This window comes from Gemmobacter aquatilis (assembly GCF_900110025.1).
Lineage (GTDB): Bacteria > Pseudomonadota > Alphaproteobacteria > Rhodobacterales > Rhodobacteraceae > Gemmobacter > Gemmobacter aquatilis.
Window position 1 is genome coordinate 1 of sequence record NZ_FOCE01000004.1, and the last position, 12637, is coordinate 12637.

The 12637-nt window shown below is 64.6% G+C and carries 11 protein-coding genes and 1 tRNA gene; 5 read left to right on the forward strand and 7 right to left on the reverse strand.

Annotated features, from left to right (window positions below; all coding sequences use genetic code 11):
* Positions 1-584 (reverse strand): 3-oxoacid CoA-transferase subunit B (locus tag BMX43_RS08485; protein WP_091300242.1); only part of this gene is annotated, 584 nt, incomplete at its 3' end.
* Between the two features lie 35 nt (positions 585-619).
* Positions 620-1327 (reverse strand): CoA transferase subunit A, encoded by a 708-nt coding sequence (locus BMX43_RS08490; RefSeq protein WP_091300245.1) that lies wholly within the window; start codon positions 1325-1327, stop codon positions 620-622.
* A gap of 128 nt (positions 1328-1455) precedes the next feature.
* Here BMX43_RS08490 and BMX43_RS08495 point away from each other — a divergent pair.
* Positions 1456-1538: transfer RNA gene (locus BMX43_RS08495), tRNA-Leu, on the forward strand.
* A gap of 262 nt (positions 1539-1800) precedes the next feature.
* Here BMX43_RS08495 and BMX43_RS08500 read toward each other — a convergent pair.
* Both BMX43_RS08500 and BMX43_RS08505 read right to left on the reverse strand, forming a co-directional pair.
* The gene (locus tag BMX43_RS08500; RefSeq protein ID WP_091300248.1) at positions 1801-2652 is read right to left on the reverse strand and encodes a calcium-binding protein; all 852 of its coding nucleotides are present in this window, start codon (positions 2650-2652) and stop codon (positions 1801-1803) included.
* 65 nt (positions 2653-2717) lie between these two features.
* Positions 2718-3179, reverse strand: a complete 462-nt coding sequence (locus tag BMX43_RS08505) for an Lrp/AsnC family transcriptional regulator (RefSeq protein ID WP_091300852.1) — start codon at positions 3177-3179, stop codon at positions 2718-2720.
* A 106-nt stretch (positions 3180-3285) separates the two neighbouring features.
* Here BMX43_RS08505 and putA point away from each other — a divergent pair, with 106 nt between their 5' ends.
* Positions 3286-6738 (forward strand): bifunctional proline dehydrogenase/L-glutamate gamma-semialdehyde dehydrogenase PutA, encoded by a 3453-nt coding sequence (putA, locus tag BMX43_RS08510; RefSeq protein ID WP_091300251.1) that lies wholly within the window; start codon positions 3286-3288, stop codon positions 6736-6738.
* Between the two features lie 38 nt (positions 6739-6776).
* On the forward strand, positions 6777-7517 hold the full coding sequence (locus BMX43_RS08515; protein WP_091300254.1) for a rhomboid family intramembrane serine protease: 741 nt from the start codon (positions 6777-6779) through the stop codon (positions 7515-7517).
* A 261-nt stretch (positions 7518-7778) separates the two neighbouring features.
* Here BMX43_RS08515 and BMX43_RS08520 read toward each other — a convergent pair whose 3' ends face one another.
* Positions 7779-8567 carry an inositol monophosphatase family protein gene (locus tag BMX43_RS08520; RefSeq protein WP_091300257.1) on the reverse strand — a complete coding sequence of 263 codons (789 nt, stop codon included), beginning with the start codon at positions 8565-8567 and terminating at the stop codon, positions 7779-7781.
* Between the two features lie 189 nt (positions 8568-8756).
* Here BMX43_RS08520 and ppk2 point away from each other — a divergent pair, with 189 nt between their 5' ends.
* The gene (gene ppk2 / locus BMX43_RS08525) at positions 8757-9674 is read left to right on the forward strand and encodes a polyphosphate kinase 2 (protein ID WP_091300261.1); all 918 of its coding nucleotides are present in this window, start codon (positions 8757-8759) and stop codon (positions 9672-9674) included.
* Positions 9675-9732: 58 nt separating this feature from the next.
* Here the strand turns inward: ppk2 and BMX43_RS08530 are convergent, their stop codons facing one another.
* Together BMX43_RS08530 and BMX43_RS08535 are read right to left on the reverse strand one after the other, a co-directional pair.
* The gene (locus BMX43_RS08530) at positions 9733-10674 is read right to left on the reverse strand and encodes a M10 family metallopeptidase C-terminal domain-containing protein (RefSeq protein ID WP_091300263.1); all 942 of its coding nucleotides are present in this window, start codon (positions 10672-10674) and stop codon (positions 9733-9735) included.
* Positions 10675-10747: 73 nt separating this feature from the next.
* Positions 10748-11653, reverse strand: a complete 906-nt coding sequence (locus BMX43_RS08535; RefSeq protein WP_091300266.1) for a LysR family transcriptional regulator — start codon at positions 11651-11653, stop codon at positions 10748-10750.
* A gap of 89 nt (positions 11654-11742) precedes the next feature.
* Here BMX43_RS08535 and metF point away from each other — a divergent pair, with 89 nt between their 5' ends.
* Positions 11743-12609 carry a methylenetetrahydrofolate reductase [NAD(P)H] gene (gene metF, locus BMX43_RS08540; RefSeq protein WP_091300269.1) on the forward strand — a complete coding sequence of 289 codons (867 nt, stop codon included), beginning with the start codon at positions 11743-11745 and terminating at the stop codon, positions 12607-12609.
* Positions 12610-12637 lie beyond the last annotated feature (28 nt).

Genomic DNA, 12637 nt, shown 5'->3' on the forward strand with positions numbered 1-12637 from the left:
TCGGTGACGCCATCTGCCAGTTCGACGATCTTCAGTCCGCCCTCCACCACATCCAGCACGCCGAGGTTGGTGATGATGCGGTCCACCACCGCGCGGCCGGTCAGCGGCAGGGTGCAGGCGTGCAGCACCTTGCTTTCACCGTGTTTCGAGGTGTGATCCATCACCACCACCACGCGGCCCACGCCCGCCACAAGGTCCATCGCGCCGCCCATGCCCTTGACCAGTTTGCCCGGGATCATCCAGTTCGCCAGATCGCCGGTTTCCGAGACCTCCATCGCGCCGAGGATCGCCATGGCGATCTTGCCGCCGCGGATCATTGCGAAGCTCTGGGCGCTGTCGAAATAGGCGGTCTGCGGCAGTTCGGTGATCGTCTGCTTGCCGGCGTTGATCAGATCGGGGTCTTCCTCGCCCTCGTAAGGGAAGGGGCCCATGCCCAGCATGCCGTTTTCCGACTGCAAGGTTACGTTAACACCTTCGGGGATATAGTTCGACACCAGCGTCGGAATCCCGATGCCGAGGTTGACATACCATCCATCCTGAAGCTCTTGCGCGGCGCGTGCCGCCATCTGATTGCGGTCCCACATGGTCTTTCTCCTGTTCCTGCTTGCGATGATCGGCCTTACAGGGCCGGTTCGCGTTTGCGGGTGGTCCGCTGTTCGATGCGTTTTTCATGCGGGCCCTGCACGATGCGGTGCACATAGATACCCGGCAGATGGATCGCGTCGGGGTCCAGCGCGCCCAGCGGCACGATCTCCTCCACCTCGGCCACGCAGACCTGGCCACAGGTCGCCGCCGGGGCGTTGAAATTGCGCGCCGTCTTGCGGAACACCAGGTTGCCCGACGGGTCGGCCTTCCAGGCCTTGACGATCGCCAGATCCATCACCAGCCCGGTCTCGAGGATGTAGTCCTGGCCGTTGAACTGCTTCACGTCCTTGCCCTCGGCAATCACCGTGCCGACGCCGGTACGGGTGTAGAAGCCCGCGATCCCGGCACCCCCCGCCCGCATCCGCTCAGCCAGCGTGCCCTGCGGGTTGAACTCCAGCTCCAGCTCGCCGCTCAGATACTGGCGCATGAATTCGGCATTCTCGCCGACATAGGAGGAGATCATCTTCTTGATCTGCCGGGTCTTCAGCAGGATCCCCAGCCCGAAATCATCCACCCCGCAATTGTTCGATGCGATGGTGATGTCTTTCGTGCCCGCATCACGGATCGCCGCAATCAGCAGCTCCGGGATGCCGCACAGACCAAACCCGCCGGAGGCCATCGTCATCCCGTCAAACAAAAGGCCATCCAGGGCCTCCGATGCACTGCCGTAGATCTTTTTCATGGATACTCCCCGCTAAAGCTTTGCTGCAGATTTAGTGGCGAAGCCGGGCAACAAGTCAATTGCCGCTCTGCGGCATCTGCGCCAATGCGCATTGACAGGCGCGGCGCGGCGTCAGAAACAGGCGATGGGCCGGGGTGGCGGAACGGTAGACGCAGCGGTCTTAAACACCGCGTCCTCTGGAGTGAGGGTTCGAGTCCCTTCCTCGGCACCATTCATTTGAAAGCAGGATTCGAGTGGGTGGTTCTGGCGCTGTCTGCTGTGCCAGAACCTTCGACGCAGATTACTGCGGCAGATTGTTCCCGCGTTGCCGGAAGCCCTGAAGTGTTGCCATGGGCCGTCAAAATCGCCGTTTGCCCTGGCTTGCAGCAGCCCTAGAGCAAGACTGACGGGCGTAATATGGTGGACCCGGAAATGTGACAGCCCCAAAGGGGCGGGGCCTTGTCTGATGCGAGACTGGCGCGGGTTGCGGATTCTCAGCCGAAATCGGCGCCGGTGATCCTGTGCGCGTCGATATCGACCAGACGGATGGTCAGCGCGTCCCAGATGATCAGCGTATCGTCATTGTCCTGGGTGATCCGCATGGTATCCGTGCCGCTGTGGAAGCCTTGCAGGCGGATCAGGTCGGTGCCATCCTCGAACTGCAGCACACGGTCTGAGCCATCCTGCTGGCGGAACACGAAGAAATCATCCCCCGCGCCCCCGATCAGCCGGTCGTTACCCCGGCCGCCATCCAGCGTATCCGCGCCACCGCCGCCGCGCAGCTGGTCATTGTCGGCCTCGCCGCGCAGCCAGTCATCCCCTGCCTCGCCGTCCAGTCTGTCATTCCCCGTGCCACCCAGCAAGGCATCGTCGTCGCGCCCACCGCGCAGGGTGTCACTGCCGGCAAAGCCGGTCATCCGGTCGGCATCGGCAGACAGCACGATGTTGTCATGCCCCGAAAGCATCTGGGCCAGCACCGCCCGATCATCCGCCGTGCCCGCCGAGGTCAGCGCGGCATCCACCTTGGTCGCATTCACGGAAAAGCCGGTCAGGGCCAGATTGTAATACCATGTACTGTCATCGGTATCGTAAAACCAGTTCGCCAGTGCGTTGAACGTGCCCGCGACGACATGTGCCCCCGAGACCGCGATGTCCGAGCCATAGAACTCCAGTGAATTGTCGAACCCATCCACCACGCCCTCGATGTAGATCGCGTCATCATAGGTTGTGCCGCGAAAGCGGATGCCGTCATCGTCATCGAAGCCAAGCGTGTCGGCTGTTCTGAAAAACAAATTCAGATCAAGCGATTTGTAATCAAAGCTGTCCCAGCTGCGCATGATGGCCATGATTGGCACTCCTCTGGTGAATAAGATCCACGATTTCACGTCGCCCTCTGGCGGCAGACCGGCTGTCACAGCGTTTCCTTGACCGCCTCCATCGCTACATAAGTGGAGGTTGCAGCGACGTGCGGCAAGGCCGAGATGCGTTCTGCGAGCACGCGGCGGTAGTCCTGAATGTCTGCGGTGCGCACTTTCAGCAAGTAATCGAAGCGGCTGGCGATCATGTGGCACTGTTCCACCTCGGGGATCGCGCGCACCGCGCGGTTGAAGGCCTGCAACGCGGCCTCGCGCGTGTCGGCCAGCCGCACCTCGACAAAGGCCACATGCGCCAGCCCCATGGCGATCGGGTCCAGCATGGCGCGGTATCCGGCGATCACGCCGCTGTCCTCCAGCCGCTTGAGCCGGGTTTGGGTCGGCGATTTCGACAGGCCGATGCGGCGGGCCAGTTCGGTGGCGGTGATCCGCCCCTCGGCGGCAAGGAGGCGCAAGATCGCCTCATCATAAGAATCAAGCGCGACGCGGGCGGATGGCATGGCAAACAGGCTCCAATTCAGGCGAATCGCCTGCACTCTGCCATATCATCGGGAAATCCGCCCGCGCATTTGGCGCTATTCTGGGGCTAACAACAGGAGATTTCCCATGCCGCGCGATCTGCAGGACAGCTGGACCCTTATCGAAACCGCAAGCCTGCGCGACGAGGCCGCGCTGCTGCGCGATCTGATCGCCGAGGCGGGGCTGGATCAGGCCGCCCGTGCCCGTATCACGGCGGCGGGGGCCGATCTGGTACGCCGCATCCGCGCCTCGGTGAAGCCGGGGCTGATGGAGGTGTTTCTGGCCGAATACGGCCTGTCCACCGACGAGGGCATCGCGTTGATGTGTCTGGCCGAGGCGCTGCTGCGCGTGCCCGATGCCGAAACCATGGATGCGCTGATCGAGGACAAGATCGCGCCGTCCGACTGGGGTCGCCATCTGGGGCAATCGGCCTCCAGCCTCGTGAACGCTTCCACCTGGGCCCTGATGCTGACCGGCAAGGTGCTGGAAGACCGCGAGCCGGGCGTGGTGGGCCATTTGCGTGGCCTTGTGAAGCGTTTGGGCGAGCCGGTGATCCGCACCGCCGTGGGCCGCGCGATGAAAGAGATGGGCCGCCAGTTCGTGCTGGGCGAAACCATCGAAGCCGCGATGAAGCGCGCGGAAGACCTTGAATCCAAAGGCTATACCTACAGCTATGACATGCTGGGCGAGGCGGCCCGCACCGAAGCCGATGCCCGCCGTTATCACCTGTCCTATTCCAAGGCGATCACCGCGATTGCCGCTGCCGCCACCAAGGGCGACATTCGGTCGAACCCCGGTATTTCGGTGAAACTGTCGGCGCTGCATCCGCGCTACGAGGTGGCCAAACGCGCCCGCGTGATGGAGGAACTGGTGCCGCGCGTTCGCGCGCTGGCCGGGCTGGCCAAGGCGGCGGGCCTTGGCTTCAACATCGACGCGGAAGAGGCTGACCGGCTGGTCTTGTCCTTGCAGGTGATCGAGGCGGTGCTGGAAGACCCGGCGCTGCGGGGCTGGGATGGGTTTGGCGTGGTGGTGCAGGCCTATGGCCGCCGCTCGGGCCCGGTGCTGGATTGGCTGAATGCTTTGGCTGTGCGGCTGGATCGCAAGATCATGGTGCGGCTGGTCAAGGGCGCCTATTGGGATGCCGAGGTGAAGCGCGCGCAGGTCTTGGGGCTGCACAGCTTTCCGGTATTCACCCGCAAGCAGGCCACCGATGTCAGCTATATTGCCAATGCGAAAAAGCTGCTGGGCATGACCGACCGCATCTATCCGCAATTCGCGGGCCACAATGCGCATACCGTGGCGGCGATCCTCGACATGGCCGAAACCTCGGGCGTGGATTTGCGCGATTTTGAATTCCAGCGGCTGCATGGCATGGGCGAACGCCTGCATGACATCGTGCTGGCCGACCGTGGCACCCGCTGCCGCATCTATGCCCCGGTGGGGGCCCACCGCGATCTGCTGGCCTATCTGGTGCGTCGCCTGCTGGAAAACGGCGCCAACTCGTCTTTCGTCAACCAGATCGTGAATGAGGATGTGGCACCCGAGACTGTCGCCGCCTGCCCGCTGACCTACATGGGACAGGTGGCTTCGGTTCCGAACCCGGCGATCCTGACCGGGCCGAACCTGTTCGGCGCCCGCCGCAACTCGCGTGGCTGGGATCTGACCGACGATGCCGATCTGGCCGACATCGCCGCAGCCCGCGCCCCACATGAAGCGACGCTGTTCGATGCCCGTCCGCGCCTTGCCGGGCCGGTGGCCGGGGGGGCGCGGATCGACATCCGCAACCCGGCAACGGGCGCACATGTCGGCAATCTGCTGCCCGCCGCTGCCCCCGATGTGGAAACCGCGCTCTCTGCCGCCCGCATCTGGGATGCCGCCGCCCCGGAACGCGCCGAAATCCTGCGCCGCGCCGCGGATCTTTATGAGGCCGAATTCGGCCCGATCTTCGCGCTGCTGGCGCGCGAGGCGGGCAAATCGCAATCCGATGCCGTGGCTGAACTGCGCGAGGCGGTGGATTTCCTGCGCTATTACGCAACTGGGACCGAAACGCTGACGGCGCCGCCGCGCGGGTTGTTCGTCTGCATCAGCCCGTGGAACTTTCCGCTCGCCATCTTCTCGGGCCAGATTGCCGCCGCTTTGGCCGCCGGCAATGCCGTGATCGCCAAACCGGCGGAACAGACACCGCTGATCGCCACCCTTGCGGTGGATCTGCTGCATCGCGCCGGTGTGCCGCAAACGGCGCTGCAACTGTTGCCGGGGGATGGCACGGTGGGTGCGGCGCTGACCCGCGACGCCCGGGTGAACGGCGTGGCCTTCACCGGATCGACAGAAACCGCGCTCAAGATCCGGGCCGCCATGGCCGACCATCTGGACCCGACGGCACCGTTGATCGCCGAAACGGGCGGGCTGAATGCCATGCTGGTGGACAGCACGGCCCTGCCCGAACAGGCGGTGCGCGACATTCTCGCCTCGTCCTTCCAATCCGCGGGCCAGCGTTGTTCGGCGCTGCGCTGCCTTTATGTGCAGGAAGACATTGCGCCGCATCTGCTCGACATGCTGGCCGGGGCGATGGATGAACTGGTGCTGGGCGATCCGTGGCACCTGACCACCGACATCGGCCCGGTGATCGACGCCGAGGCGCAGGCGGGCATTCGCGCCCATATCGACACCGCCCGCGCCGAGGGTCGCGTGGTGAAAGAACTGGCGGCGCCCGAGATCGGCACCTTCATCGCCCCCACCGTGATCCGCGTGAAGGGCATCGCCCAGATGCAGCGCGAGATCTTCGGGCCGGTGCTGCATGTCGCCACCTTCAAGGCATCCGAGATCGACCGGGTGATCGACGCGGTGAACGCCACCGGCTTTGGCCTGACCTTCGGATTGCACACCCGCATCGACGACCGGGTGCAGCGCATTGTCGAACGGCTGCATGTGGGCAATACCTATGTGAACCGCAACCAGATCGGCGCTGTGGTCGGCAGCCAGCCCTTTGGCGGCGAGGGGCTGTCGGGCACCGGCCCCAAGGCGGGCGGGCCGGAGTATCTTACCCGCTTCACCGCCACGCCAGTTTCTACCGTTTCCACCCCCGTCGCGCCTGCCGTGTCGGAGGCCGAGGTGCAGCGCCAGCTTGCAGCCCTGCTGCCTGCAGCTCGCCCGGCCCATACCCGCGACCTGCCGGGGCCGACCGGCGAAAGCAACCGCCTGTCGGCCTGGCAGCGTGCCCCGCTGCTTTGCCTTGGCCCCGATGCGGCCTCTGCCCTGGCGCAGGCCGAAGCCGTGCGTGCGCTGGGCGGGCTGGCCATCGAGGCCCCCGGTCTTGCACCCGAGGCGCTGACCCGGCTGTCCGGTTTTTCCGGTGCGCTGTTCTGGGGCAGCGCCCCGCGCCCCTATGCGCAGGCACTGGCCCGGCGCGCTGGCCCCATCCTGCCGCTGATCGGTGGGATGCCCGATGCGGCACATGTGATGATGGAACGCCATGTCTGTATCGACACCACGGCCTCGGGCGGCAATGCGCAACTGCTGGCCGAGGTTGGGGCCGCGTGACCGCTTGACGCAGCCCTGCGGATCGGAAAGCGTGACCCATGTTTCCGATCCGCGACCATAACCCTTCGGGGCGCAGACCCCATGTCACGCTGGCGCTGATCGCGGCCAATGTGCTGATCTTTCTGGGCTACTGGCTGATGGTGCCCGCAGGTCCGGCGCAGGACGGGTTCTTCCTCACCTGGGGTCTCGTGCCCGGGCGGCTGATGCAAGGGGGCGACTGGTTCACTGTGCTGACCTCGATGTTCCTGCATGGTGGCTGGGCGCATCTGGGCGGCAACATGCTGTTCCTGTGGATATTCGGCGACAATCTGGAGGATCTGATGGGCCCTGCGGGCTTTCTCGGCTTCTATCTCGCCGGTGGGGCAGGGGCGGCGGGGCTGCAGGTGGCGATGGACCCGGCCTCGCCGCTGCCGATGGTCGGTGCGTCAGGCGCGATTGCGGCAGTGATGGGGGGCTATCTGCTGCTGTTTCCCCGTGCCCGGATCGACGTTCTGGTGATCTTCGTGATTTTCTTCCGTGTCTTCCCGATGCGCGCCTGGATCGTGCTCGGCCTGTGGTTCGGGTTGCAGTTGGTCGCAGGCGTCAGCACGCCCACGGATGCCGGTGGTGTAGCCTATTGGGCCCATGCGGGCGGCTTTCTCAGCGGCCTTGCTCTGATGCTTTGGCCTTGGCTGCGCCGCGGCGGTCCGGCGTTCTGGCGGCGCACCGAAGGCCATCCTGCTCATCCGGCCCTTATTCAAGCAGGAACCCGTATTCCCGTCATCCGCAGGCGTAGATGAGCGGTCAGGCCTGACCTCAAACGGGGCGCACACATCAGGGGCATTTAGCCCCTTCAGCGCGCATTGTCATGGCAGGCGTGGGCTGCGTCCAGCTGGCCCGGCCTGCCCGATGCGTCAGACGAGGATGGGTATTTATACAAAGAAGAGGGGAAAGGCCCGCACCCTTTCCCCTCTTCTTTGTATAAATACCCTCGCCCTAAGGCGGAGACGAGCGGCCTTCCGGCCGCGCAGGCGACCTTTTGGCAGGCGCGCTCTGCCGGATCACTCGCCGCGGATGATCTTGCGGAAGCCTTCGAACAGTGGTTCGTTGGCGCAGATCACCGCGCCTTTTTCCAGCGGGTTATCGCCCTCGCGGATGGCCGAAACCATGCCGCCCGCCTCTTTCACCAGCAGCATCCCCGCCGCCATGTCCCAGGCATTGATGCCGCGTTCCCAATAGCCGTCATAGCGGCCCGCCGCGACATAGGCGAGATCCAGCGCGGCGGCACCCCAGCGGCGCACCCCGGCGCAGACGGGCATCAGGCGGGCCAGATCCTGAAGCGTTGCGGGCAGGGTGCCCTTGCCGCCGAACGGCACGCCGGTGGCGAAGATCGCCTCGATCATGTGGCGCCGCCCCGACACGCGCAGGCGGCTTTCGTTCATCCAAGCACCGGCGCCCTTTTCGGCCCAGTACATCTCGTCCTTCGCCGCGTCGAACACCACGGCGGACACGATCTCGCCCTTGTGTTCCAGCGCAATCGACACCGCCCAATGCGGCAGCCCGTGCAGGAAGTTGGTCGTGCCGTCCAGCGGATCGACGATCCAGCGGCGGGTCGGGTCTGCGCCCGCCGTCTCACCGCCCTCTTCGCCCAGGAAGCCATAGGTCGGGCGGGCGCCCATCAGCTCTTCCTTGATGATCCGTTCCGCCTCGCGGTCGGCTTTCGTCACGAAATCGCCCGGACCCTTGGCCGAGACCTGAAGGTTCTCCACCTCGCGGAAGTCCTTCACAAGGCTGCGCCCGGCCTTGCGGGCCGCCTTGATCATCACGTTCAGGTTGGCGCTGCCTTGCATGGGCGGATTCCTCGTCTCGCTTCGGTCGGATCGGATTGTCGGGTGTTCAAGCGGCGGCTTCTACTAGGCTTGCGCGGCTTTGTGAAGGCCCTGCGGGGGGGCGCGCGCCATCCGGCGCCCCGGCTTGCGCCCTGTCGCAAAACCGTCATGCCTCTGTGATTGGGTGCGCGCGCAAGCAGGAGCCTTCCCATGACCGACGATACTGACCTTCCGGGCCGCGACTGGCTGGCCGCCGAACTCGCCGATACGCTGGACGAGGAATACGAGCTGGAGCTGGAAGATGTCGTCGTCTCGGAAGAGATCTCGCGCATCTACAAGCAGCATCACCCCGATGCGCTGGACCGCGCCACCTATATGCACGCGCTGATCCGGTTGCAGTCAGAGCTGATCAAGCTGCAGGATTGGGTGCAGTATCACAAGGAAAAGGTCGTGGTGATCTTCGAGGGGCGCGACTCGGCCGGGAAGGGCGGGGTGATCAAGCGCATCACCCAGCGGCTCAACCCCCGCGTGGTGCGCACCGTGGCCTTGCCCGCGCCGTCGGACCGCGAGAAATCGCAGTGGTATTTCCAGCGCTATGTGCCGCATCTGCCTGCGGGGGGCGAGATCGTGCTGTTCGACCGCAGCTGGTATAACCGCGCCGGGGTGGAACGGGTGATGGGCTTCGCCTCGGAAGATCAGGTGGCGCAATTCTTCCACGACGCCCCGGAGTTCGAGCGGATGCTGGTGCGGTCGGGCATCCGGCTGGTGAAATACTGGTTCTCGATCACCGACGAAGAACAGCAGATGCGCTTCTTCATGCGCATCCATGACCCGATGAAACAGTGGAAACTGTCGCCGATGGATCTGCAATCGCGCGTGCGCTGGGAGCAGTATACCAAGGCCAAGGAAGAGATGATGGCCCGCACCAACATCCCCGAGGCGCCGTGGTATATCGTCGAGGGCAATGACAAGAAGCGCGCGCGGCTGAACTGCATCGACCATCTGCTGACCATGGTGCCCTATGGTCCGGTGCCGCACGAGGAAATCACCCTGCCAAGCCGGGTGTTCAACCCGGATTACGAACGCCAGGTGCTGCCGCGCGAGCTTTATGTGCCGTCGAAATACTGACGCTTATTCAGACCACGGATGCCCCCGCACCCTTGCCCTTTTCCCGACAGGGAGAAGGTCAGAGCAGGATGTCGGCGGCACTCAGCGTCACCACGTCCAGCAGGCCGATGCGGAAATCGGCGATTCCGTCGCCCGTCAGATCGCCTTCCAGGATCTGGCCCGCAAAGCGCGACTCTCCGGCGTTGCCGCTGAACCCTTCGGCGCCGCGAAAAGTGAAGGCCTGATCACCAGCGGTCAGCAGGTCGGCGTCGATCCCGCGCAGGTCGATCCGGTCGCCCTCTGCTGCCGTGAAATCGGTCACGAGGTCGATGGCATCCGCCACCACAGGCGCCTCGCGCGCCTCCGACCAGATAAAGGTGTCGGCGCCACCGCGTCCGGTGAGTTGATCGAACCCGCCGCCGCCTGCCAGAAGGTTGGCCGCAGCGGAGCCGAAAAGCGCATCATCCGCACTCGAGCCCGTGGCGTTTTCGATGGAAACCAGCGTCTCGAACCGGTTGGCGCCGGTCTGAGCCCGGCCTGCCCCCAGATCGACGGTCACGCCGCTGCCACCTTGGGTGAAATCGTCGTTCCGCGGGGCATAGCTGATCGAATCGACACCTTTGCCGCCCTCGAACCGGTTCTGCCAGCCGACCGAAAAGAACTGATCCGCCCCGGCCCCGCCAACATAGCGGCTGTGAAAGGTGGACACTGCAAACAGATCGTCCCCCGCGCCGCCCAGCACCGTATCAGCGCGGTCAGTGCTGAAGCTGCCGAAGCCCAAGCTCACATAGGTATCCGCCCCGCCGCCCAGCCGTATCAGGTTGCCTGCCTCTGCCTCGTTCACCAGCCCGTCGGCGCCAGCCCCCATATCCACCCGGTTGCCGCCGCCGAAATCGTCGTCGCGGTCCAGCACCACCCGGTCATCGCCACCGCCCAGAAGCAAGGTCAACTGGCGGTTTTCGATGGCGAAACCCTGGGTGAAACTGTCGGCGCCATTGGTGAAGCGGATCGTGCGGGCCATGGGGGGAACTCCTTTAACGGTTGCCCCATCCTGCCCGACCCGCGCGCCGCACGCTGTTCCCGGCGGAACAGGCTCAGCCGCGTTGCAGCTTCACCGGCTCGGTCCGGCCCAGCCGCAGGAAATGCGCCATATAGGGCTGCGTTGCATCCTCGACCCGCGTGGCGGCGTAAAGCCGTTTCGTCACATCGCCCGGCGCCAGCGGGCGGGTGACGTAATCGGCATTGTCGCGCACGCTGCGCAACACCCAGTCGGGCAGCACCGCCACCCCGCGGTTTGATCCGACCAGCATCAGGATCACCGCCGTCAGTTCTGCCTGCCGTGTGCCGCGCGGTTCCACCTTCGCGGGGGTCAGCACTTCGGTGAAGATGTCCAGCTTGTCGCGGCTGACCGGGTAGGTGATCAGGATCTGGTCGCGGAAATCCTCGGCCTCGATCATCGCCTTGTCGGCAAAGGCATTTTGCGCCGAGGCGACGACTGTCGGGTGATAATCGAACAGCGGATTGAAGATCACCCCCGGAATTTCCACCGGATCGGAAGAGATCACCAGATCCACCTCTTCGCGGGCCAAGGCGGGCAGGGCGTCAAAGGCCAGCCCGGCGCGGATGTCTACATCCACATCGGGCCAGGCATGACGGAATTTTTCCAGCACCGGGAACAGCCAGTCGAAACAGGCATGGCATTCGATGGCGATATGCAGCCGCCCCGTCTTGCCCGACCGCAGCGCGCGGAACTCCTCCTCCAGCGCTTCCACCTCTGGCAGCACGCGCTCGGCCAGTCGCAGCATCCGCTGCCCCGCTGCGGAAAGCTTCAAGGGTTTCGACCGGCGCGCGAACAGCTCCACCCCCGCCTGATCTTCCAGCCCCTTCACCTGATGGCTCAGCGCGCTTTGCGTCATGTTCAGCATGTCTGCCGCGCGGGCCAGCCCCCCGGCCTCGTGAATCGCGCGGATGGTGCGCAGGTGGCGAAGTTCGAAGTACATGAGCCATCCTCATATTGATCTTGAGTATTATGAATTTGTCTCACATCGCGATTTCCGGCACAAGACAGGCATCCAGACAGGAGCCGACCATGACCGCACCGCGCATCTCTTTCGAGTTCTTCCCGCCGCAGACGCTCGAAGCGTCGTTCAAGCTGTGGGAAACGGTGCAGATGCTGGCGCCGCTGAAGCCGACCTTCGCGTCGGTCACCTATGGCGCGGGCGGCACCACCCGCAAGCTGACGCATGAGGCTGTGACGACGATCGGCAAGAATTACGGGCTGAACGTGGCGGCGCATCTGACCTGTGTCGATGCGACGAAATCCGAAACGCTGTCCATCGCCGAGGCCTATGCCGACGCGGGCGTGACCGAGATCGTGGCGCTGCGTGGCGATGCGCCCAAAAGCGCCGTGCGCTTCGTGCCCCATCCGCTGGGCTTCGCCAATTCGGTGGAACTGATCGAGGCGCTGGCCGCCACCGGCAAGTTCACCCTGCGCGTCGGCGCCTATCCCGAGCCGCATCCCGATGCCGCCGACACGCTGCAGGATGTGCGCTGGCTAAAGCGCAAGATCGACGCGGGCGCCACTTCGGCGATCACCCAGTTCTTCTTCGAGGCGGAAACCTTCCTGCGGTTCCGTGATCTTTGCGCCAAGGAAGGCATCACCGCGCCGATCATCCCCGGCATTCTGCCGATCGACAATTTCGTCGGGGTGAAGAAATTCGCCACCCGCTGCGGCTCGCATGTGCCGCAGTGGCTGGACGAGGCCTATACGGCGGCGAAACGCGATGGCCGCGAAGAGCTTCTGTCGGTCGCGCTGTGCACCGAACTGTGTGACACGCTGATTTCGGAAGGGGTGGAAGACCTGCACTTCTACACCCTGAATCGTCCGCATCTGACCCGTGATGTCTGCCATGCGCTGGGCATCACCCCCGAGGTGGCGCTGGAAAAAGTGGCCTGACAGGCATTTTCCAGCATACCTGCGCCCG